Annotated in this window: 23 protein-coding genes; 18 read left to right on the forward strand and 5 right to left on the reverse strand. The window is 63.3% G+C overall.

The annotated features are described in order from the left end of the window. Positions 1-19: 19 nt before the first annotated feature. The 3 genes from ACQ4W7_RS06620 to ACQ4W7_RS06630 are packed head-to-tail and all read left to right on the forward strand — an operon-like array spanning position 20 to position 2254. Positions 20-1180, forward strand: coding sequence for a Do family serine endopeptidase (locus ACQ4W7_RS06620; RefSeq protein WP_426073453.1), 1161 nt, complete (start codon positions 20-22; stop codon positions 1178-1180). 21 nt (positions 1181-1201) lie between these two features. Next, on the forward strand, positions 1202-1894 hold the full coding sequence (locus ACQ4W7_RS06625) for a DUF2461 domain-containing protein (RefSeq protein ID WP_426073452.1): 693 nt from the start codon (positions 1202-1204) through the stop codon (positions 1892-1894). 15 nt (positions 1895-1909) lie between these two features. Beyond that, on the forward strand, positions 1910-2254 hold the full coding sequence (locus tag ACQ4W7_RS06630; protein ID WP_426073451.1) for a cupin domain-containing protein: 345 nt from the start codon (positions 1910-1912) through the stop codon (positions 2252-2254). Positions 2255-2279: 25 nt separating this feature from the next. Here the strand turns inward: ACQ4W7_RS06630 and ACQ4W7_RS06635 are convergent, their stop codons facing one another. The 5 genes from ACQ4W7_RS06635 to ACQ4W7_RS06655 all read right to left on the reverse strand — a co-directional run bounded on the left by ACQ4W7_RS06635 (position 2280) and on the right by ACQ4W7_RS06655 (position 5434). Continuing rightward, positions 2280-3332: an NAD(P)H-dependent glycerol-3-phosphate dehydrogenase gene (locus ACQ4W7_RS06635; protein WP_436529294.1), complete on the reverse strand. Its 1053-nt coding sequence runs from the start codon at positions 3330-3332 to the stop codon at positions 2280-2282. A gap of 114 nt (positions 3333-3446) precedes the next feature. Next, complete coding sequence (locus ACQ4W7_RS06640) at positions 3447-3908, reverse strand: SH3 domain-containing protein (protein ID WP_426073449.1); 462 nt, start codon at positions 3906-3908, stop codon at positions 3447-3449. 183 nt (positions 3909-4091) lie between these two features. Continuing rightward, positions 4092-4565 (reverse strand): protein-export chaperone SecB, encoded by a 474-nt coding sequence (gene secB, locus ACQ4W7_RS06645; RefSeq protein ID WP_010394167.1) that lies wholly within the window; start codon positions 4563-4565, stop codon positions 4092-4094. Between the two features lie 160 nt (positions 4566-4725). Next, positions 4726-4992 (reverse strand): glutaredoxin 3, encoded by a 267-nt coding sequence (gene grxC / locus ACQ4W7_RS06650; protein ID WP_219310287.1) that lies wholly within the window; start codon positions 4990-4992, stop codon positions 4726-4728. 25 nt (positions 4993-5017) lie between these two features. Then, positions 5018-5434 (reverse strand): rhodanese-like domain-containing protein, encoded by a 417-nt coding sequence (locus ACQ4W7_RS06655; RefSeq protein WP_426073448.1) that lies wholly within the window; start codon positions 5432-5434, stop codon positions 5018-5020. A 106-nt stretch (positions 5435-5540) separates the two neighbouring features. Here ACQ4W7_RS06655 and gpmA point away from each other — a divergent pair, with 106 nt between their 5' ends. From gpmA to gspF, 15 genes are all read left to right on the forward strand, one after another. Beyond that, a complete protein-coding gene (gpmA, locus tag ACQ4W7_RS06660) occupies positions 5541-6287 on the forward strand; it encodes a 2,3-diphosphoglycerate-dependent phosphoglycerate mutase (protein ID WP_096233264.1) in 747 nt (248 codons plus the stop codon). A gap of 76 nt (positions 6288-6363) precedes the next feature. Next, positions 6364-7827: a murein hydrolase activator EnvC family protein gene (locus tag ACQ4W7_RS06665; protein ID WP_436529395.1), complete on the forward strand. Its 1464-nt coding sequence runs from the start codon at positions 6364-6366 to the stop codon at positions 7825-7827. Positions 7828-7875: 48 nt separating this feature from the next. Beyond that, a complete protein-coding gene (locus ACQ4W7_RS06670; protein ID WP_426073447.1) occupies positions 7876-9369 on the forward strand; it encodes a S41 family peptidase in 1494 nt (497 codons plus the stop codon). Between the two features lie 8 nt (positions 9370-9377). Beyond that, positions 9378-10139 (forward strand): HesA/MoeB/ThiF family protein, encoded by a 762-nt coding sequence (locus ACQ4W7_RS06675; protein ID WP_436529298.1) that lies wholly within the window; start codon positions 9378-9380, stop codon positions 10137-10139. Positions 10140-10232: 93 nt separating this feature from the next. Then, complete coding sequence (gene gspG / locus ACQ4W7_RS06680; protein WP_102123085.1) at positions 10233-10685, forward strand: type II secretion system major pseudopilin GspG; 453 nt, start codon at positions 10233-10235, stop codon at positions 10683-10685. Positions 10686-10697: 12 nt separating this feature from the next. Continuing rightward, entirely contained in the window at positions 10698-11192 is a 495-nt protein-coding gene (locus ACQ4W7_RS06685; RefSeq protein ID WP_436529300.1) for a GspH/FimT family pseudopilin, read from the forward strand. Next, positions 11189-11584: a type II secretion system minor pseudopilin GspI gene (gene gspI / locus ACQ4W7_RS06690; RefSeq protein WP_436529302.1), complete on the forward strand. Its 396-nt coding sequence runs from the start codon at positions 11189-11191 to the stop codon at positions 11582-11584. Before ACQ4W7_RS06685 ends, gspI begins: the two co-directional genes overlap by 4 nt. Then, a complete protein-coding gene (locus tag ACQ4W7_RS06695) occupies positions 11584-12207 on the forward strand; it encodes a PulJ/GspJ family protein (RefSeq protein ID WP_436529304.1) in 624 nt (207 codons plus the stop codon). Before gspI ends, ACQ4W7_RS06695 begins: the two co-directional genes overlap by 1 nt. Then, a complete protein-coding gene (gspK, locus tag ACQ4W7_RS06700) occupies positions 12204-13181 on the forward strand; it encodes a type II secretion system minor pseudopilin GspK (RefSeq protein WP_426073443.1) in 978 nt (325 codons plus the stop codon). Before ACQ4W7_RS06695 ends, gspK begins: the two co-directional genes overlap by 4 nt. Positions 13182-13200: 19 nt before the next feature. Then, positions 13201-14430, forward strand: coding sequence for a type II secretion system protein GspL (gene gspL, locus ACQ4W7_RS06705; RefSeq protein ID WP_436529306.1), 1230 nt, complete (start codon positions 13201-13203; stop codon positions 14428-14430). Next, positions 14427-14960, forward strand: a complete 534-nt coding sequence (locus ACQ4W7_RS06710) for a type II secretion system protein M (RefSeq protein ID WP_436529308.1) — start codon at positions 14427-14429, stop codon at positions 14958-14960. The genes gspL and ACQ4W7_RS06710 overlap by 4 nt, the downstream gene beginning before the upstream one ends. Further along, positions 14957-15733, forward strand: a complete 777-nt coding sequence (locus ACQ4W7_RS06715; RefSeq protein WP_436529310.1) for a type II secretion system protein N — start codon at positions 14957-14959, stop codon at positions 15731-15733. Before ACQ4W7_RS06710 ends, ACQ4W7_RS06715 begins: the two co-directional genes overlap by 4 nt. Further along, on the forward strand, positions 15730-17973 hold the full coding sequence (gene gspD / locus ACQ4W7_RS06720) for a type II secretion system secretin GspD (RefSeq protein ID WP_436529312.1): 2244 nt from the start codon (positions 15730-15732) through the stop codon (positions 17971-17973). The genes ACQ4W7_RS06715 and gspD overlap by 4 nt, the downstream gene beginning before the upstream one ends. 10 nt (positions 17974-17983) lie before the next feature. Continuing rightward, positions 17984-19405, forward strand: coding sequence for a type II secretion system ATPase GspE (gene gspE / locus ACQ4W7_RS06725; protein ID WP_436529314.1), 1422 nt, complete (start codon positions 17984-17986; stop codon positions 19403-19405). A gap of 10 nt (positions 19406-19415) precedes the next feature. After that, positions 19416-20636, forward strand: a complete 1221-nt coding sequence (gspF, locus tag ACQ4W7_RS06730) for a type II secretion system inner membrane protein GspF (protein WP_426073437.1) — start codon at positions 19416-19418, stop codon at positions 20634-20636. The last annotated feature ends 14 nt before the right edge of the window (positions 20637-20650 follow it).

Consider the following 20650-nt stretch of genomic DNA (forward strand, 5'->3'; position numbering starts at 1 on the left):
GACCTGGGCAGAGAACTGTATGCGACGATTCTGGTTATTGTTTGCGCAAACCGTGACCATCGCGTTGGCGCTGTACTTTGTGTATGGCGCGTTGCGCCCGGCCAGCCGGGTACAGCAGCTGGGTTCTCCTGCAAAACCGGTCCCCGTGGTGGAAACGGCGTCGAGCAGCCTGGCGCCTGGTTCCTACCGCGACGCGGCGGCGCGCGCCATGCCCGCCGTCGTCAATATCCTCACCCTGCAAGTGCCCAAGCGCGGCGCCCATCCGTTGGCGCGCGATCCCTTTTTTAAACGTTTCTTCGGCGAGCGCGACCCGGACGGCGAGGATGACGAGGGCTTGAAAAACAGCCTCGGTTCGGGCGTCATCGTCAGCCATGAAGGCTATGTGCTGACCAACAATCACGTGGTCGAAGGCGCTGACGAAATCGAAGTGGTGCTCACGGACGGGCGCAAGGCGCCGGCCAAGGTAGTGGGCCTGGATCCGGAAACGGACCTGGCCGTGATCAAGATCAACCTCGACAAACTGCCCGTCATCGTGCTGGGCCAGTCGGAACTGGCGCGCGTGGGCGACGTGGTGCTGGCCATCGGCAACCCGTTCGGCGTGGGACAGACGGTGACCATGGGCATCATCTCCGCCTTGGGCCGCAACAATCTGCACATCAACAGCTTTGAAAATTTCATTCAGACGGATGCGGCCATCAATTTCGGCAACTCGGGCGGCGCCCTGGTCGATACGCGCGGCAATCTGATCGGCATCAATACGGCGATTTACTCGCAAAGCGGCGGCTCGGTCGGCATCGGCTTCGCCATTCCCGTCTCGACGGCCAAGACGGTGATGGAAGCCATTATCAAGGATGGCCATGTGGTGCGCGGCTGGATCGGCGTGGAAACGCAGGACATCACGCCCGAGCTGGCGCAAAGCTTTGGCTTGCAGCGCACCAGCGGCGCCATCATCGCCGGCGTGGTGCGTAACGGCCCGGCCGACAAGGCGGGCATCGTGCCCGGCGACATCCTGCTGACGGTGGAAGGCCAGCCCGTCGGCGACACGACGGAAATGCTCAATCTGATCGCCCAACTGCCGCCCGGCGGAAAAGCTAAAATGACGGTGCTGCGCAAGAATCGCGAAGTGGCGCTCGACGTGATGGTGGGCAAGCGCCCCCTCCCGAAAGAGCTTTCCAAATAGTTGCTGATCGGAATTTGACACATGCATGTGCGTGATTTGACCCAATTTTTACGTGAACTGAGCGACAACAACAATCGTCCCTGGTTTGTCATGAACAAGCCCCGCTACGACATCCTGCGCGAAGAATTCCTCGCGCTGGTCACCAGCCTGATCGGTGAGTTGGGCAAGTTCGATCCAGCCGTGAAGTACTGCAATCCGAAGAAGGCCTTGTTCCGCATCAACCGCGACGTGCGTTTCGCGCACGACAAGAGTCCGTATAAAACGCGTTTTTCGGCCGCCATCGCGCCGAACGACATGCGCCGTCCCAGCAAGGCTGGCGGCCCCACATATTATCTGCAGATCGATGGCCAGGGTAACCTGCTGTTCGGCGCCGGCGAATACATGCCGCCACCGGGCCGCCTGAAGGCGCTGCGCGAACATATGCTCAACGACGCGCCAGGTTTTTCCAAAGTGCTGAAAAATAAGCGTTTAAAAGCCCGTTTCGGCAGCATCCAGAACGAGGGCAAGTTGCAGCGCCCGCCCAAGGGCTTCGAGGCGGATGCCGAACATATCGAATTCATCAAGCTGAAAAGCTTTTTTGTCTGGACCGAAGTGCCGCTGCCCGTGAACGAACCCGAGAAACTGCTGCCGACCCTGGCGGAAGGCTTGAAGGATGCGTGGCCGTTGGTGGAGTGGATGCGCGGCGCGAAAGAGCCGGAGGAAGTCACCGAGTAATTGCTGAAGGAGCACATGATGGCACTGGAGCACGCAAGTTCAGGACAGGTGATCGAGGTGCTGCGCAGGGACGGCGACGACCTGTCGCAGTTTTCCGCCATCGCGCTGGCCAGGACGGATGAACTGGAATTGATCCGCATGTGCATGCCCAAGGGCAAGAGCATGCCCGAGCATCATGTCCTCGGTGAAATCACTTTGCTGTGCCTGCAAGGGCAGGTGGCAGTGGATGCGCATGGCAAGGAGCAAGTGCTGGGGCCGGGCCAGATGTTGTACCTGCACGGCGGCCAGGCGCATGCACTGGCCGCGCGCGAAGACAGTCTATTGCTGCTGACTATACTCATGCACAAGGCGGGACGTTAGATTTTTCCTGGCGATGCAGGGCGTCTCAGGCCGCCTCATCGCGCGGATCGCGCGACAGTAGCTGTTGCACCATCACGTGCGGTAAATCGCCGTCGAACAGCACGCCGGCCACCGCATTCGTGATCGGCATGTCGACGCCCATGCGGCGCGCCAGTTCGCGCACGGCCTTGGCGCAGGGCACGCCTTCTGCCACGTGACCAAGTTCGGCCACGATGGTGTCCAGCGCCTTGCCTTGCGCCAGGCCCAGGCCGACCCTGCGGTTGCGCGACAGGTCGCCCGTGCATGTCAGAATCAAATCGCCCATGCCCGTCAAGCCCATGAAGGTTTCCGTCTGGCCACCCAGGACCGCGCCAAGGCGCGTGATTTCTGCCAGGCCGCGCGTGATCAGTGCGGCGCGCGCATTCAAGCCCAGGCCCAGGCCGTCGGCCACGCCGGTGGCAATCGCCAGCACGTTCTTGACGGCGCCGCCCACTTCCACGCCCACCAGGTCTTCGCTGGCATACACGCGGATGGTGCCGCCATGCAAGGCCGAGACGACGACGGCGCGCAAGGCGGCATTGTGTGAGGCGATGGTCAGCGCGCACGGCAAGCCGCGTGCCACTTCCTGGGCGAACGAGGGGCCGGACAGGGCGCCGCCGGCCACCGTGTCGCCCAGCACTTGCTGCACGATCTGGTGCGGCAGCAGGCCCGTGCCGCCCTCAAATCCCTTGCACAGCCACACCAGCTTGGTGATGGCCTTGTCTTTCAGTTGCAACAGCAGGGGCCGCAGGCCTGCCACGGGGCAGGCGGCGATCAGCAGGCCATGTTCGCCAGCGGCATGCGCGACGGCGGCGTCGAAATCGGCGACTATGCGCAGTTGCGGTGGTAAGGGGAAGCCCGGTAAATAGCTGTTTTCGCGGCTGGCGGCCATGGTGGCCATGGCGTCGCCATTGCGGCCCCACAGCAGCACGTCGTGGCGGCCGGCCAGGGCCATCGCCACGGCCGTGCCCCAGGCGCCGGCGCCCAGCACGGTAATGCGACGCGGCGCGGCCTTGGTGGATGCGGTGGTATCGGGAGTGTTTTCAGGGGAAATGTGCATGCAACCTCAGTCTGGGAGGGGGAGGGGCACGGCGCAGCTGGCCGTTGCCCGGATGAATCTGGCGGTGCTTAGAGCCTATCCCAGTAGGGATTATTCATCTACTGGGATAGGCTCTTACAGGCCCCACACTTCGCTGGTCTTGACGTAGCCGCTCTGGCCATCCTTGTGCCGCACCTTGACCCAGCCGGCGCTGGGCTGCTCGCTCATTTCCAGCAGCACGCCCTTGTCGACGAGGATGAGGGACGAGGCGGTGTCGTCGGGGCTGACGCGTACCTTCAGGTTCGCGGCGCGCGCCACGAGGTTGCGCTTGGCCGACAGGCCTTTGGCTTCCGTCCAGGCCATTTCGCCGCTGGCGTCGCGCACCTTGACCCATTCGCCGTAGCTGAGCACGACTTCCAGCGGCATGCCGCGTGGCGCCACGTACAGCTTGCCGCCCTTGGCGGACGGCGCGTCGTACAGGATCACGGGAGCCGCGCCCACCGTTTTGAAATCGACGGCGTGGCTGGCGACGGTGGCCAACAGCAGCACGGCGCCGGCTATCCAGCGGAACTTGCTCAAGAGCGCACTTTTCAACATGATATTTTTTTGAACCTTAACGAAACACGGCGGCCAGGCCGCCGTTTCTTACCTGCAGTATAGAACACTCACAAAACCGTCGCGAGCGGCAGTGCATTGTGGCCGAGAAGCGCGGCTGTGCTAGAGCACAGCGAGCATCACGGCTTGCCAGGCGCGCCGCGCAGCAGGTTTGGTGAGATGTTCTTAGTGCGTTTCGCTGGCTGCTGGCGCTGCGGCAGCGGCGTCAGCAATAGCTTGCAGACGTTGTTGGTAGAACACTTCGAAGTTGATCTCGGCCAGGTGCACTGGCGGGAAGCCGGCACGGGTGATCACGTCGGCGATGTTGGCGCGCAGGTAAGGGTAGATGATGTTCGGGCAGCCGATTCCCAGCAGCGGATCGAGTTGATCGGCAGGAATGTTGCGTGCTTCGAAGATACCAGCTTGCTTGCCTTCAACCAGGAAAGCGACTTTATCGCCGACTTTGGCGGTCACGGTGATGGTCACGGTGGCTTCAAAGATGCCGTCGGCCAGAGGCGCAGCGCCCACGTCCAGAGCCACTTCAATCGCTGGTGCTTCTTGTTCCAGGAAAATAGCTGGGGAATTTGGTTGTTCCAGCGACATGTCTTTCAGGTAGACGCGTTGGATTTGGAAGACTGGTTGCAGATTTTCGTCAGACATGGAACGCTTTCGTTGTAAAGGACAAGAACGGCACACCGTTCAAATATGGTGCTTGCGGTATGTAAACCGCGCCGGATAGGCGCGGCCAGATCAGGTGCAAGGGCAATTGTATCAAAACACTACGACAAAAAACCAAGCAATTTCTCGCACCCGCTTTATATCAGGCTGCCGTGCCATTTAACAAGGGGTCCAGCTTGCCGGCTTGATCGAGCGCATACAAATCGTCGAATCCGCCCACGTGGGTGTCGCCCACATAGATCTGCGGTACCGTGCGGCGGCCCGTGCGTTCCATCATCTTGATGCGCTCTTCCGGGTCGAGGTCAACGCGGATCTTTTGCACGGTCACGCCCTTGGATTCCAACAGGCGCTCGGCGCGCACGCAATACGGGCACACGGCGGTGCTATACACAATTACAGGTACGGTCATGATGATTCCTTCAATAAATGCTGGTTTACTTCGCCAGCGACAAGGTTTTCAATGGCAAACCTTGCTTTTTCCACTCGTCGAGGCCGCCTTCCAGGCTGGTGGCTTCCGCGAAACCGGCTTTGGTCAGCAGGCCGACGGCCGTTGCCGAACGCGAACCTTTCTGGCAAACCACTACAATGGGGCGCGTTTTGAATTTTTCCAGCTCGCCCAAGCGTTTTGCCAGTTCCGGCAGCGGCATGTTTTTCGCGTCAGGCAAGTGGCCCGTGGCGAATTCTTCCGCGTTGCGCACATCGACGATGACGCTCTTGCCACGGTTGATCAGTTGCGTGACTTCCAGCACGGTCGCGCGCTTGCCGCGCATCGACAGCAGTGGCCAGAGAAGGGCGCCGCCGGAAATAATGACGATGGCAAACAGAAAAATGTGGTCGATAATGAATTTCACGTAGGGTCCAATGGTTTAAGTCAATCCGCGCATTATAAAATAGAAGCTGGACGAGGTCTTTTTACGTTTTGCTTTTTTGATTTGAACCCCTTGAGAAGATAGAACTATGTACAAAATCGTTTTCATGCGTCACGGCGAGTCCACCTGGAACCTCGATAACCGCTTCACCGGCTGGACCGACGTCGATCTGACGGAAAAGGGCGTCAACGAAGCCAAGGCCGCCGGCCAGATCCTCAAGCAGGAAGGTTTTACGTTCGACGTGGCCTACACTTCCGTCCTGAAGCGTGCCATTCGTACCCTGTGGCTGGCGCTTGACGAGATGGACATGATGTATTTGCCGATCAAGAACGACTGGCGCTTGAACGAACGCCACTATGGCGCCCTGCAAGGCCTGGACAAGGGCGAGACAGCCGCCAAGTATGGCGACGAGCAAGTATTGGTGTGGCGCCGCAGCTACGACACGCCACCGCCGCCGCTGGAAGCGAACGATGACCGCGCCTCGTTCAACGATCCACGCTATGCCGGCTTGCCGAAAGCGTCGATTCCGCTGACCGAATGCCTGAAAGACACCGTGGCGCGCGTGATGCCGTCCTGGGACGAAGAAATCGCCCCGGCCATCCGCGCCGGCAAGAAAATCATCATTTCGGCCCACGGCAACAGCCTGCGCGCGCTGATCAAGATGCTCGACGGCATCAGCGACAGCGATATCGTTGGCCTGAACATTCCGAACGGCCAGCCGCTCGTGTATGAACTGGACGCCGACCTGAAACCGATCCGTCATTACTACCTGGGCGACCCGGCAGCGATTGCGGCAGCACAAGCTGCCGTGGCGAACCAAGGGAAGGCCAAGTAACTTGTTGTCTTTCTTCTGCGGCACAGCGATCGCCCCCTCTGCTGAACGACCCCTGCCGGCGTGGCGCGCCGGTGCCATGCTGTGCGCAGCGCTGCTGTTGTCGAGCGGCGCCGTACAGGGTGCCAAGCCCACCGAACGCAGCAAGCAGAAAGCGGCCGCGGAAGCACAACGTGCTGGATTGCAACAAAAGCTGACGGCGCTCAAGCGCGACATCAGCCGCACGGAAAGCGCCAAGGATGACGCGGCCGATACCCTGGCCGAGTCGGAAGAGGCCATTTCCAACGCCAACCGCGCCTTGCGCGACCTGGCGCAGGAGCAAAGCGCGACGGGCGTGAAACTCAATGCGCTGGGGCAAGAGCACCAGCAGCTGACGGCCACCGTCGAGAAACAAAAAGCGCAGCTATCCAAATTGCTGCGTGAACAATATGTCGCCGGTAACGAAGACCGCATCAAGCTGCTCTTGTCGGGCGACAATCCGAACCGCATCAACCGCGACTTGCAACTGATGGCCTATGTGTCGCAGGCGCAGGCACGCCTGCTGGAAGCCTTGCGCGCCAACTTGCTGGCGGTGGAGAAAAACCAGGTCGACGTGCAGAACGCCAAGGATGAGCTGGAAGAAATCGCGCAGGAAGAGCGCGATCAGAAGGCCCTGCTGGTGCAGGAAAAGGCGCGCCGCGCCGCCTTGCTGACGAGCTTGTCGCAACGCCTGGTGGCGCAGCGCAAGGAAGTGGGCAATGTCGAGCGCGACGAGCAGCGCATGGGCAACCTGGTCGACAAGCTGGCGAAACTGATCGAAGAGCAGGCCGCCGCCGCTGCTGCCGAAAAGAAACGCCAGCAATTGCTGGCCGAGCAGCGCGCCGCCGCAAAAGCGGCCGCGGACGCCAAGATTGCCGCGGAAAAACGCGAACGCCTGTTGGCCGCGCGCGCCAAAGCCGCCCAGGCGCAGGCCGAACGCGAACGCATTGCGAAAGAGCAACAAAACAAATCGGGCAAGATCAAGCCGCAGACGCCGCCACCGCCGCCTGTGAAACTCGAACCGATCGATGACGACGAGCCGCCGCAAGTGGCCAAGGTGACGCCGAAGCCTGAACCCAAGCCGGAACCGGAGCCGGAACGCCCGAGCCTGGGTCCGGCCGCGCCGGCCGGCGCCTTTGCCAGCATGAAAGGGCAGTTGCGCGCGCCCGTGGCAGGCAAGATCGCCGCCCGCTTCGGCAGCAAGCGCGGTGACGGCCCCAGCTGGAAGGGTGTGTTCATCCGCACGGGCGAAGGCAGCGAGATCCACGCCATCGCCGGCGGCCGCGTGGTGTTTTCCGACTGGCTGCGCGGTTTCGGCAATTTGATCATCGTCGACCATGGCGGCCAGTACATGAGTATTTATGGCAATAACCAATCCTTGCTGAAACGGGTGGGCGATGCCGTCAAGGGTGGCGACGCCATTGCCAGCGCGGGCAATAGCGGCGGCAACGAGGAATCAGGGCTATACTTTGAATTGCGCCATCAGGGCCGCGCCTTCGACCCCGCCACCTGGGTGAAGTTTTAAGTTCCCCACCATTGCTGTGGCATCGAATTTGTAGATTGTGAAGAAGACATGGGCATCAAAGTCAAAAGTATCGGCCTGATCGGTCTGGGCGTACTGGCCGGCATCGGCATGTCGCTGCAGTTCCCTGCCGTGGCGCAAAAAATCACGAATGCCCCGCTGCCGCTCGATGAGTTGCGCCAACTGTCCGATGTCTTCGGCTTGATCAAGTCTGATTATGTCGAGAAGGTGGAAGACAAGAAACTCTTGACGGAAGCCATTTCCGGCATGGTCTCGTCGCTGGACCCGCATTCTGTCTACCTCGACAAGAATGCTTTCAAGGAAATGCGCGAAAGCGTGCAAGGCAAGTTTGTCGGCATCGGCATCGAAGTGAGCATGGAAGACGGCTACGTGAAAGTCGTCTCGCCCATCGAGGACAGCCCTGCCGCCAAGGCCGGCATCCAGGCGGGCGACTTGATCACCCGTCTCGACAATATCCCGCTGAAGGGCTTGCAGCTCGAAGAAGTCATCAAGAAGATGCGCGGCCAGCCTGGCAGCAAGCTGGTGCTGACGATGTCGCGCAAGGGCGAGAGCAAACCGCTGGTGTTCCCCATCGTGCGCGAGGAAATCCGCGTGCAAAGCGTGAAGGCCAAGATGGTCGCGCCCGGCTATGCCTGGCTGCGCATCGCCCAGTTCCAGGAACCGACCGTCGATGACATGGTCAAAAAGATCAACGCGCTGTATGCGCAAGACCCCAAGCTGAAGGGCCTGGTGCTGGACTTGCGCAACGATCCCGGTGGCGTCGTGCCGGGCGCCATCGGTGTGGCGACAGCATTTCTTCCGGGTAACTCCGTGATCGTTTCCACCAAGGGCCAGTTGCCGGAATCGAAACAGGTGTTTTATGGCCGCCGCGAATTCTATGCGCCGCCGGGCGCCAAGGCCGACCCGCTGGCCAAGCTGCCGGCCGCGCTGAAAACCGTGCCGCTGGTGGTGCTGGTCAATGCCGGTTCCGCGTCCGCGTCGGAAATCGTCGCCGGTGCCTTGCAGGATTACCAGCGCGCCACCGTCATCGGTACGCAAACGTTCGGCAAGGGTTCCGTGCAAACCTTGCGCCAGATCACGGCCGACACGGCCGTCAAGCTGACCACGGCCCGCTACTACACGCCGAAAGGCCGGGCCATCCAGGCGCGCGGCATCGTGCCCGACTTGCTGGTCGATGAAACGGCCGAAGGCGATGGCTGGAACAGCCTGCGCGTGCGCGAGGCGGACCTGGAAAAACACTTGAGCAGCAACGATGGCAAGCCGGAAGCGGCCAAGCCGACCATGGAAGGCATGCAGGAACAACTGGAAGAAGAGCAGCGCCTGATCACCACGGCGAAAAAGCGCAAGCCGCTCGAATACGGCGCCAAGGATGACTTTCAATTGCAGCAAGCCTTGAACCACTTCCAGGGCTTGCCGGTGCAGCTGGCCAAAGCCGACGCCAAGGGCGAAAAGATCAGCGCCAAGCCGGAAATCGCTTCCGACATCAAGGCCGATGACAAGAAAATCCCTGTGCGAAAACCGTAGTTGCCGCCATGAATGACCATCAGCTGCTGCGCTATTCGCGCCACATCCTGTTAGACGAGATCGGCATCGAAGGCCAGCAAGCCTTGCTCGATGCGCATGTGCTGGTGATCGGCGCGGGCGGGCTTGGCTCGCCGGCCGCCATGTACCTGGCAGCCAGCGGTGTCGGCAAGCTGACCCTGGTCGATGACGATACGGTCGACCTGACCAATCTGCAGCGCCAGATCGCCCACACGACGCAGCGCGTGGGCCAGCCGAAAGTGCTGTCGGCACGCGAAACTTTGATTGGCATCAATCCCGAGATTGACATCGTTGCCTTGCAAGAGCGTCTTGACGGCGCGCGCCTGGCCGAACTGGTCTGCTCCAGCACGGTGGTGCTCGATTGCACCGACAACTTCGCCACGCGCCATGCCGTTAACCGCGCCTGCGTGGCTGCCAGGGTGCCGCTGGTGTCGGGCGCCGTGATCCGTTTCGATGGGCAAGTGAGCGTGTTCGACCCGCGCACGGGCACCCAGCCGTGTTATTCCTGCCTGTTTCCGCAGGAGCAGCAGTTCACGGATGAGGCATGCTCGAGCATGGGCGTGTTCGCGCCGCTGGTGGGCGTGGTGGGCGCCATGCAGGCGACCGAGGCGCTGAAACTGATCATGGGCGTGGGGCAATCGCTGGCCGGACGGCTGCTGCTGCTCGACGGCGTGCACATGGAATGGAGCAGCATGCAGGTCGCGCGCGACCCCGGCTGCGCCGTTTGCGGTGTAGTGGTCTTGCCGCTCTGAGTAGCCGCGCACAAATTTTTCCCCATATGACAGGCTTTGTCATATTTCCGCTTTATACTCTGCACTCATTACTCACCTTCTTCTCTCTTTCTTATGCAAAACGCAGCAAACCATCCGACCCGCCAGCGCCGCGCGCGCGGCTTCACCTTGATCGAAATCATGGTCGTGGTGGTGATCATGGGCATCCTCGCGTCGCTGGTGGTACCCAAGCTGATCGCCCGCACGGGCGAGTCGAAAGTGGCGGCGGCGAAAGTCGACATCGCTACCGTGATGCAAGCCTTGAAACTGTATCGCCTGGATAACCAGCGCTACCCGACCACCGAGCAGGGCTTGCAGGCGCTGATCGAAAAACCGACCACGGGACCGGCCGCGAATGGCTGGAAGGCGGGCGGTTACCTGGAAAAGATGCCGAAGGACCCATGGGGCAACCCGTATCAGTTCCTGTCGCCGGGCGTGAAAGGCGAAGTCGACCTGATCTCGCTGGGCGCCGACGGCCAGCCTGGCGGTAGCGGCGACGATGCCGATATCGGCTCCTGGGAACTGTAAGTTTTCCATTGCATGCCTGCCATGACCACCGGTCGCGTACTGCCCCGGCCACGCGCCAGCGGCTTCACGCTGATCGAATTGCTGGTGGTGATGGTCATCATCGGCGTCACCCTGGGCCTGGTGTCGCTGAACGCCATGCCGAATGGCCAGCAAGCGCTGCAGAAGGAAGCCGAGCGCATCGCCCTGCTGCTGCAACTGGCGCGCGATGAAGCCATCGTGCGCAGCCGGCAGGTGGCGTTCGAGGCTGACGAAAATCAATACCGTTTCCTGGTCCTCAATGAAAAGCTGTGGCAACCCGTGACGCAGGATGATTTGCTGCGCGAGCGCGCGTTTGCCAATACGCCCATGCTGCTCAGCGTGCAGCCGTCGAACAGCGTGGCCCAGCCGCTACGCATCATCTTCGGCCGCGAACCGGTCGATAAGCCTTTCGTGCTAACCCTGGCCAGCGGCGAACGCAGCGTGGCCATCCGTGCCGACGGCATCGGCCATTTCACGGTCGAGCAATGATGGACTTTTCCCGACAACGCCGCCAGCCCGGCTCGCAGTCCGGCTTCACTTTGCTGGAAGTATTGGTGGCCCTGGTCATCGTCGGCACGGCCTTGGGCGCTTCGCTGCGCGCCGTGGGCAGCCTGACGCAAAACAGCGACGGCTTGCGCAGCGCCATGATGGCCACCTGGTCGGCGGAAAACCACTTGGTGCGGCTGCGCCTGGCGAAGACTTTTCCGCAGACGGGCAAGCGCACGGTCGATTGCCCGCAAGGCGATTTAAAACTCATTTGCGAAGAAGAGGTGGTAGCCACGCCGAATCCCCGCATCCGGCAAGTGCGCGTCAACGTGTACGACGTGCAATACCCGGCCCGGCGCATTGTGCGCCTGGTGTTACTGGCGTTCAACGACTGATGGCGCGCCGCCATCACGCCGCCGCAGGTTTCACCTTGATCGAGCTACTCGTGGCGATCGGCATCCTGGCCATGGTCGCCGTGCTGGGCTGGCGCGGCCTGGACAGCATCATGCGTTCGCGCGAAGTGCTGACCAGCCAGCTGGAGCAGGCGCGCGGCATGCAGCTGGCGTTTGCCCAGATGCAGAGCGATTGCGACCACCTGGCCGGCGCCGGTCAGGGCAATACCCTGCTGAATGGGCGCACCAACTTGAGCGCCGAGACCGACCGCCTGACCCTGGTGCGTCTGGCCGCGTCGGAACAGGAACCGCAGCAGTTGCAAGTGGTCACTTACCGTTTGCGCGGCGGCGTGCTGACGCGGCGCGAGTCGAATGGCACGCGCGACTTGGCCGTGCTCGACACCCTGTGGCAGGCGGCGCGCGACGATACCGATACCTCCAACGCCGACGTGGCCCTGATGCGCGGCGTCGACAGCATGGTCATGCGCGGCTGGAGCAACGGCGCCTGGAACGTGCTGACTGCCGGCGCCACCATTTCCAAGCAAGTGCCGGGTCTGGAAGTGACCCTGCAGATGCCGGGCCAGGACGCGGGCCTGTCCAAAGTCTTTTTATTGGGGCCGGGATGAAGCGCTTTTCGCTCCCCGCGCGCCAGCGCGGCGTGGCCGTCATCACGGCCTTGCTGCTGACGGCGCTGGCCATCACCGTCGTCGCCAGCCTGTTCTGGCAGCAACAGGTGCAGGTGCGTTCGATGGAAAACCAGCGCCTGCGCCTGCAGACCCAGTGGGCCATGCGCGGCATGGTCGATTTTGCCCGTTTCTGGCTGCGCCAGGACAATCCCATGCTGACGGCGCTGGACGGCGTGTGGGCCACGCCCATCGAGGAAGCGCGGCTCGACGATTACGTCGACCGCGAAAAGGTCGACACGGAAAAATTCGACGCCACTGTTTCGGGGCGCGCGCTCGATGCCCAGGCGCGTTTCAATATCACTAACCTGGTTGACGCCACGGGCACCATCAATCTGAAACAGGTGCTGGCCTATCAGCGCTTGTTGTCAAACATGAAGCTCGATAGTAGCTTGGCGCAAGCCGCAGCCGATGCCGTGCTGCGCGCGCGGCCGAAGCCACGCACTGCCGACAGCAGCGCGGACGGCAAGACGCCTGCTGCCCCCGCCGCCTCGGGCGGCAGCAGCGAACCGGTGGCCTTCACGCAGGTCGAGGACTTGCTGGCCGTGCCCGGTTATACGCCGCAGATGATTGAGACGCTGCGCGATTTCATCATCGTGCTGCCGGAATTGACGCCAGTGAACGTGAATACCGCGCCGGCCGAAGTGTTGGCGGCCGTGACGATGATGTCCTTGTCCGAGGCCAGTGCCCTGACTTTGAGCAATCCGCGTAAAAAATTTGTTGATTTAGCAAACTTCAAGAATAATATTGATAGTAAGCAAGTGATTGAAGGTGTGGAACTCGACGTGAAGAGCCGCTACTTCCTCACCGTCATCCGCGTGCGGCTAGACCGCGCCGCCCTCGATGCCGTGGCGCTCGTCAATCGAAAAACGGATCCGCAGCGCACTACCAGCCTGGTCTGGTTGCGGGAAAATTAACAGCTGAAAGCGAGTCACTTTGACAATATTGTATATCCGTCACCCGGCCAAGGCGTCCACCGACAGCGCGCCTGCCTGCTCCTTCGTGCTGGCCGGCGACGGCGGTGCCCTGCTGCAGCAGGGCAGCGCGCCGCTGGGCAGCCTGGGGCAGCTGATTGCCGGCGCGAAGCAGGTGGTCTTGCTGCTGGCGGCGGCCGACGTGACGCTGCTGCGCCTGAAAACCCCGCCGCTGGCCGGTGCCCGCCTGCGCGCGGCCTTGCCTGGCCTGGTGGAAGAACATATCCTCGGTGACACCCAGGATTGCCTGCTGGCCGCCGGTGCGCCCGACGCTGCCGGCATGCGCACGGTCGCCGTGGCGCAGCGCGCCTGGGCCGAGGTACTGGTCAAGGCTTTGCTGGCGCAGGGCGCGCGCAAGGTGGCGCTGCTGCCGTCGCAACTGTGCCTGCCCTTGCAGCCGGGTAGCGTGACGGCATCCTTGCACGCGGCCGGCGACGGTCTGGAACTGGCCTTGCGCCAGGCGCCGCAAGAGGGTTTGGGCCTGGTCTTGCCGGCTCAGCCGCAGCAGGCGCTACTGACGACGCGCGCGTTTGCCGGCGACGTGCCCCTGACGGTCTACGTGGCGCAGGCCGAGCTGGCGCAATATCAACAGTTCGCTGCCGGCATGGATGGCGTGACGCTGGAACCCGACCATTGGGCGCACTGGATCGCCGGCGCCAGGGGCGCGGGGCTGGACCTGGCGCCCGCACTGGGCACGGCCACGGGATCGGCCACCGAATGGCGCCGCTGGCGCTGGCCGCTGCGCCTGGCGCTGCTGGCCGTGATCGTCAACCTGGCCGGCATGAATATCGAATGGATGCGCTTGAAGCGCGAGGCAGCCACCGTGCGCACCTCGATGCAGCAAACCTTCAAGGCCGCGTATCCGAATGAAGCGCCCGTATATGGCCTGGAAGCGGAGCAGATGCGGCGCAATATCGCTGCTGCCCGCCTGCAAAGCGGGCAGGCGAGCATGGATGACTTCACCAGCATGAGCGCGGCGCTGGGCGAGGCGCTGGGCGGGCTGGCCGGGCGCGGCGTGGTAGCCTCGCTGGAATACCGCGAACGCAGCCTGATCGTCAAGCTGAAACCGGACATGGTCGACGCCAGCGCCCAGGCGCAGGTGCGCGATGGCCTGGCCGCGCGCAAGCTGTCCTTGAATGAAACGGCGCCGGGCGTGTGGAAGATCACGCCGGCCACGGGAGCAAAAGCATGAGTGCAGCAGTCAACAAGGCGCGCGCCGCGCTGGTGGGCCAACAGCAAAATGTGCAGGCATTCTGGGCCGAACGCACGCAGCAGGAGCGCAAGCTCTTGACTATCGGCGCGGTGGTGGCGGGGCTGGCCCTCGTCTATGCGGTGTTCTTCGAGCCGGCCTGGTCTGGCCGCATCGCCTTGCAAAAGAGCTTGCCCGAGCTGCGCCAGAACGCGGCCCAGTTGCAGGCGCTGGCGCGCGAAGCGGGCGAACTGAGGCGCCAGGCGCCCGTGCAGGTCGCGCCCATGGGCCGTGAAAGCCTCGATGCTTCCTTGAAAGCGCGCGGCCTGAGCCCGCAATCGCTGTCGCTGACGGGCGAATATGCGCGCGTGCAGCTGAATGGCGTGCCGTTTGCCAGCGTCATGTTGTGGCTCGACGGCTTGCGCCGCGAAGGCCGCGTGGCGGTGCAGGAAGCGAAGATCACGGCGCAGGGCAAGGCGGGGCTGGTCGATGCCAGCCTGACCCTGCACCAGAGCCCGGGCGCGGCACGATGAGGCGCTTGCTTGGCTGGTTGCTGGCCATCTTCGTCAGCGTCTGCATCACCCTGCTGGTGTTTTTCCCGGCCGGCTGGGTCGCCGGCATCGTGGAAAAGCAGACGGGCGGACGTTTGACCTTGGGCGACGCGCAAGGTACCCTGTGGCGCGGTTCGGCCTTTATCGGCGGGGCGGCCAGCGCGAACGGCGCCGTGACACCGCTGCTGCCGGGGCGCTTCAGCTGGCGCATTTCGCCCTCGGTGTTGTGGGGATCGGCGGATGTGGAATTGCAAAACCCGCAGGCGCTGTCGCAGCCGGTGAACTTGCGCGGTTCGTGGTCGCACTGGCAGGTCAGCCCGGCGGCCCTGCTGCTGCCGGCCGATGGCCTCGGTGGCCTGGGTGCACCGTTAAATACCGTGGCGCCGACGGGCAGCATGCGCTTGTCGTGGAGCACCTTGGAGCTGGCCCTTGAGCAGCGGCAGTTTTCCGCCGTCGGCCGCACCACCTTGCAGCTGACGGACATGGCGTCGCGCCTGTCGTCGCTGCGTCCGCTGGGCAGCTACGAGCTCGATTTCGATTGGCAGGGGCAGCAGGCGACGTTGACCTTGCGCTCCATCAAGGGACCGCTGCTGCTCGACGGCAGCGGCAGCCTGCAACAGGGGCGCATGCAGTTTTCCGGCCAGGCCCAGGCCGCAGCAGGATATGAAGAGACCTTGGCGAGTTTGTTGAATTTGCTGGGACAGCGCCGTAGCAATAGCGAAAAAAACATCATCGCCTTAGAGTTCAGACAATGAAAAAACCATCCGTGAGCCCCCATACTTTCTCCTTTTCGCTGCGCCGCCTGTCGGCCGCTGCCTTGCTGTGCTGTTCCGTAGCCGGCATGCCGGCACCCACCTGGGCCGCGCCCGGCGATGAAGCGGCGCTCAATTTTGTCGGCGCCGATATCGAATCGGTGATCAAGGCGGTGGGCCATTACACCAACATCAATTTCGTCATCGACCCGCGCGTCAAGGGCACGATCACCCTGGTGTCGGAAAAATCCATTAGCAAGACGCAGGCCTTCGGGCTGCTGGCCTCGGCCTTGCGCCTGCAGGGCTACGCGGTGGTCTCTGGCGACGGTTACGCGAAAGTGGTGCCGGAAGCGGACGCCAAGCTGCAGTCCGTGCCAACCCAGGTGGGCAATGGCGCCAGCCAGGTGAAGGGCGACCAGATCGCCACCCAGGTGTTTTACCTGAACTACGAATCGTCGGCCAACTTGCTGGCCGTGCTGCGCCCCTTGATCTCGCCGAACAACACGATCAACGCCAACCCGGGCAACAATTCGCTGGTGATCACCGATTACGCGGATAACCTCAAGCGCCTGGCGAAGATCATCGCCGCGCTCGACGTGCCCGCCTCGACGGACCTGGACGTGATCCCCGTGCGCTACGCCATCGCTTCCGACCTGGCTTCGATGGTCAACAAGCTGATGGAAGGCGGCAATGCGGGCGCCGGCGCGGCCGCCGACACGGGCAAGGTGTCCGTGCTGGCCGATCCGCGCACCAATTCGCTGGTGCTGCGCGCGCCATCGGCGGCGCGCGCCAACCTGGCCAAGTCGCTGATCTCGAAGCTGGACCAGCCCACCACGCAGCTGGGCAATGTGCATGTGGTGTACCTGAAAAACGCGGACGCCACCAAGCTGGCGCAAACCCTGCGCTCGGTGGTGACGTCGGATGGCACGGCCGCCACGGCGCAGCAGGGTACCAGCAACCAGGGCACGAATAACCAGATCAGCCAGAACAACAGTGGCATGAACAGCACTGGCCTGGGCGGCAATACGCAAAGCGGCACCTCGGGTGGCGCCTCGCTGAACAACGGGCCGCAGCAGTTGTCGTCCGGCGGCGCGGCCGGTTTCATCCAGGCCGACGCATCGACGAATACCCTGATTTTGACGTGCAACGAAGCCGTCTACCGCAACCTGCGCGCCGTGATCGACCAGCTCGACGTGCGCCGTGCCCAGGTCTACATCGAGGCGCTGATCGTCGAAGTGACGTCGGCCAAGGCATCCGAGTTCGGCGTGCAGTGGCTGGGCCTGTCGGGCGACAGCACCAGCAACTACCGCGTGGGCGCGCTGCAGTCATTCGCCTCGGGCACCAGCAACAACATCGCCGCCATTGCCACGGGCGGCGGCAAGGTCTTGCCGACGGGCGGCCTGACGGTGGGCATCTTCAAGCAGATCAACGGCGCGCTGGGCCTGGGCGCCGTGGCGCATGCGCTGGAATCGGACGGCAACGCCAACATCCTGTCGACGCCGAACCTGATCACCCTGGACAATGAACTGGCGACCATCAAGGTGGGCCAGAACGTGCCTATCCTGACGGGCCAGTACACCAGCACGGCCGGCACCAACACCAACCCCTTCCAGACCATCGACCGCAAGGAAGTGGGCCTGACCCTGAAGGTGCGTCCGCAGATTTCCGAAGGCGGCACGATCAAGCTGGGCATCTATCACGAGACGTCGAGCGTGGACAAATCCACGTCGACGGCCGTCAGCGGTATCACCATCAACAACCGCGTGATCGAAAACAATGTGCTGGCAGACGATGGCCAGATCATCGTGCTCGGTGGTCTGATCGAGGATAGCACGGGCGACAATGCGGAAAAAGTGCGCGGCCTGGGCGATATCCCCCTGATCGGCAACCTGTTCAAGTACCAGACGCGCGAGCGCAAGAAAACCAATCTGATGATCTTCCTGCGCCCTGTCATCGTGCGCAACAAGGAGCAGAGCGGCAGCCTGGCGGCCGACCGCTACGACTATATGCGCTCGGCCGAGACGGCCGCCGTGCCGGCGACGGGCAATCTGATGTTGAAAGACCTGGGCACGCCCGTCTTGCCGGCCTTGCAGGATGGCCAGCCGGTGGGCGGCAACATGGTGACGCGCCCTGTGCCGCCGGCACCGACGCCGCCGCCAGGCGCGCCGGCCAACGCGGCCACGCCACCGCAGCCGCTGCTGCAGCAATACCAGCAGCAGTCACAGCCGCAGCAGCAGAAGTGATGGGACAGCCATGAGTAATCTGCTTCCCTACGCCTACGCGCGCGATTTCGGCCTGCTGGCCCGGCCCGGCGCGCTCGATGGCGCCCCGGTCGAGGTGCTGGTGGCCGCATCGACGGCGCCGGCGGCGATTGCCGAAGTGTCGCGCCGTTTCGGCCGGATTCAATTGACGGTGCTGCCGCGCGGCGAACTCGATGCGGCGATTGCCGGCGCCTACGCGGGCGGCGGCGGCGATGCGTCGCAGATGGCCGATGAATTCGACGCCGACCTGGATCTCACCAAGCTGCTGCAAGACGTGCCGGCCATCGAGGATTTGCTCGAATCGTCCGACGACGCGCCCGTCATCCGCATGATCAACGCGCTGCTGACGCAGGCGCTGCGCGAAGGCGCCTCCGACATTCACATCGAGCCGTTCGAGCAGACCTCCGTCGTGCGCTTTCGCATCGATGGCAGCCTGCGCGACGTGGTGCGTCCAAGGAAAGCCATCCACGGCTCGCTGATTTCGCGCATCAAGATCATGGCGCAGCTCGACATCGCCGAAAAACGCTTGCCGCAGGATGGCCGCATCACCCTGCGCGTGGGCGGCAAGCCCGTCGACGTGCGCGTCTCGACCCTGCCCACCGGGCATGGCGAACGGGCCGTATTGCGCTTGCTGGACAAGGAAGCGGGCCGCCTCGACTTGCAGCACCTGGGCATGAGCGCGCCCATGCTGAAGCAATTCGATGGCCTGATCACGCAGCCGCACGGCATCGTGCTCGTCACCGGTCCTACCGGCTCGGGCAAGACCACCACCCTGTACGCGGCGCTGTCGATGCTCAATGCCACCACCACGAACATCCTGACGGTGGAAGACCCGATCGAGTATGACCTGGCCGGCGTGGGCCAGACGCAGGTCAATCCGCGCATCGACATGACCTTTGCCAAGGCGTTGCGGGCGATTTTGCGGCAAGACCCCGATGTGATCATGATCGGCGAGATCCGCGACCTGGAAACGGCGCAGATCGCCGTGCAAGCCTCGCTGACGGGCCATCTGGTGCTGGCGACCTTGCATACCAACGACGCGTCGGCGGCCGTCACGCGTTTGCTGGACATGGGCATCGAACCGTTTTTGCTGTCGTCGTCGCTGCTGGGCGTGCTGGCGCAGCGCCTGGTGCGCAAATTGTGCGGCTCCTGCAAGAGCTTCGATGGCCAGTACTGGCAGGCGGTCGGCTGCGAGCAGTGCGGCCAGACGGGCTACCAGGGCCGCGTGGGCGTGTACGAGCTGCTGCGCACGACGGAGCAGATCCGCGCGCAGATCCACAACCGCGCGTCGGAAGCGGACGTGCGCACGGTCGCCCTGCAGGATGGCATGACGAGCATGCGCGACGACGGCGAACGCTGGCTGCGCGACGGCACCACCACGCAGGCTGAATTGCTGCGCGTCACCAAAGACTAGGCCCGCCACCATGCCCGCATTCCGTTATGAAGCCGTCGATGCCCAGGGCGCTACCCGCAAGGGCGTGCTCAATGCCGACAGTCCCCGTGCCGCGCGTGCCGAGCTGCGCGTGCAAGGCCTGGTGCCGCTGGCGGTCGAACCGATCGCCGCGCAGGTCGACGCCGCCGGCGTCACCAGGCGGCGCGGCTTCGGCGAGCGCCTGTCGAGCACCGAGCTGGCCCTGTTTACGCGCCAGCTGGCCAGCTTGCTGGAAGCGGGCCTGCCGCTGGAACAGGCGTTTTCCGCGCTGTTGGAACAGGCCGAGCGGCCCTACCTACGCGACCTAATCGCCTCGATCCGCTCGGAAGTGATCGGCGGCGCCGCATTTTCCGACGTGCTGGCGCGCCATCCGCGCGATTTCGCGGAAATTTATCGGGCGCTGGTGGCGTCGGGCGAGCAGATCGGCCATTTGTCGCGCGTGCTGTCGCGCCTGGCCGATTACATCGAGCGGCGTAATGCGCTGGTGCAGAAGGTCAAGCTGGCGTTTACCTATCCGGCCATCGTCACGGTGGTGGCGTTTTCCATCGTGATCTTCCTGCTCACCTACGTGGTGCCGCAGATCGTCTCGGTCTTCGCCAATACCAAGCAGAAGCTGCCGCTGCTCACCGTCATCATGCTGGCGTTGTCGGACTTTGTGCGCAACTACGGCATCGTCGTGGCGATTGCCCTTGTCGGCGCCTGGTTCGCCTGGCGCCGTGCGCTGCAGCAACCCGCCTTGAAACGGCGCTGGCATACCTGGCTGCTGACGGCGCCCCTGTACGGCAAGTTCGAGCGCAGCTTGAATACGGCGCGTTTTGCCAGCACCCTGGCCATCACCACGGGGTCCGGCGTGCCGATCTTGCGCGCGCTCGACACCAGCCGCGATACGCTGACGAATGTGGCGATGCAGGAACTAGTGGAAGAAGCCAGCGGCGCCGTGCGCGAGGGCGTCAGCCTGGCGCGCGCGCTGTCGGCGCAAAAGCATTTTCCGCCGATGCTGATCCACATGATACGCGCCGGTGAAATCACGGGCGAGCTGCCGGCCATGCTGGAACGCGCCGCCAGCGCGCAGGAGCAGGATCTGGAACGCCGCACCCTGACCATTGCCGGCCTGCTGGAGCCGGCCCTGATCCTGGCCATGGGCGTGGTGGTGCTGCTGATCGTGCTGGCCGTGCTGATGCCGATTATCGAAATCAATCAGCTGGTCAAATAAGAGACTCAAGGAAG

Origin of the sequence: Janthinobacterium algoris (assembly GCF_051380935.1) — a bacterium.
Lineage (GTDB): Bacteria > Pseudomonadota > Gammaproteobacteria > Burkholderiales > Burkholderiaceae_D > Janthinobacterium.

Coding starts and splice junctions, on each gene's coding strand:
- ACQ4W7_RS06620 (WP_426073453.1), top strand. CDS start 20: ATGCGACGATTCTGGTTATTGTTTGCGCAAACCGTGACCATCGCGTTG.
- ACQ4W7_RS06625 (WP_426073452.1), top strand. CDS start 1,202: ATGCATGTGCGTGATTTGACCCAATTTTTACGTGAACTGAGCGACAAC.
- ACQ4W7_RS06630 (WP_426073451.1), top strand. CDS start 1,910: ATGATGGCACTGGAGCACGCAAGTTCAGGACAGGTGATCGAGGTGCTG.
- ACQ4W7_RS06635 (WP_436529294.1), bottom strand. CDS start 3,332: ATGCACATTTCCCCTGAAAACACTCCCGATACCACCGCATCCACCAAG.
- ACQ4W7_RS06640 (WP_426073449.1), bottom strand. CDS start 3,908: ATGTTGAAAAGTGCGCTCTTGAGCAAGTTCCGCTGGATAGCCGGCGCC.
- secB (WP_010394167.1), bottom strand. CDS start 4,565: ATGTCTGACGAAAATCTGCAACCAGTCTTCCAAATCCAACGCGTCTAC.
- grxC (WP_219310287.1), bottom strand. CDS start 4,992: ATGACCGTACCTGTAATTGTGTATAGCACCGCCGTGTGCCCGTATTGC.
- gpmA (WP_096233264.1), top strand. CDS start 5,541: ATGTACAAAATCGTTTTCATGCGTCACGGCGAGTCCACCTGGAACCTC.
- ACQ4W7_RS06665 (WP_436529395.1), top strand. CDS start 6,364: ATGCTGTGCGCAGCGCTGCTGTTGTCGAGCGGCGCCGTACAGGGTGCC.
- ACQ4W7_RS06670 (WP_426073447.1), top strand. CDS start 7,876: ATGGGCATCAAAGTCAAAAGTATCGGCCTGATCGGTCTGGGCGTACTG.
- ACQ4W7_RS06675 (WP_436529298.1), top strand. CDS start 9,378: ATGAATGACCATCAGCTGCTGCGCTATTCGCGCCACATCCTGTTAGAC.
- gspG (WP_102123085.1), top strand. CDS start 10,233: ATGCAAAACGCAGCAAACCATCCGACCCGCCAGCGCCGCGCGCGCGGC.
- ACQ4W7_RS06685 (WP_436529300.1), top strand. CDS start 10,698: ATGCCTGCCATGACCACCGGTCGCGTACTGCCCCGGCCACGCGCCAGC.
- gspI (WP_436529302.1), top strand. CDS start 11,189: ATGATGGACTTTTCCCGACAACGCCGCCAGCCCGGCTCGCAGTCCGGC.
- ACQ4W7_RS06695 (WP_436529304.1), top strand. CDS start 11,584: ATGGCGCGCCGCCATCACGCCGCCGCAGGTTTCACCTTGATCGAGCTA.
- gspK (WP_426073443.1), top strand. CDS start 12,204: ATGAAGCGCTTTTCGCTCCCCGCGCGCCAGCGCGGCGTGGCCGTCATC.
- ACQ4W7_RS06710 (WP_436529308.1), top strand. CDS start 14,427: ATGAGTGCAGCAGTCAACAAGGCGCGCGCCGCGCTGGTGGGCCAACAG.
- ACQ4W7_RS06715 (WP_436529310.1), top strand. CDS start 14,957: ATGAGGCGCTTGCTTGGCTGGTTGCTGGCCATCTTCGTCAGCGTCTGC.
- gspD (WP_436529312.1), top strand. CDS start 15,730: ATGAAAAAACCATCCGTGAGCCCCCATACTTTCTCCTTTTCGCTGCGC.
- gspE (WP_436529314.1), top strand. CDS start 17,984: ATGAGTAATCTGCTTCCCTACGCCTACGCGCGCGATTTCGGCCTGCTG.
- gspF (WP_426073437.1), top strand. CDS start 19,416: ATGCCCGCATTCCGTTATGAAGCCGTCGATGCCCAGGGCGCTACCCGC.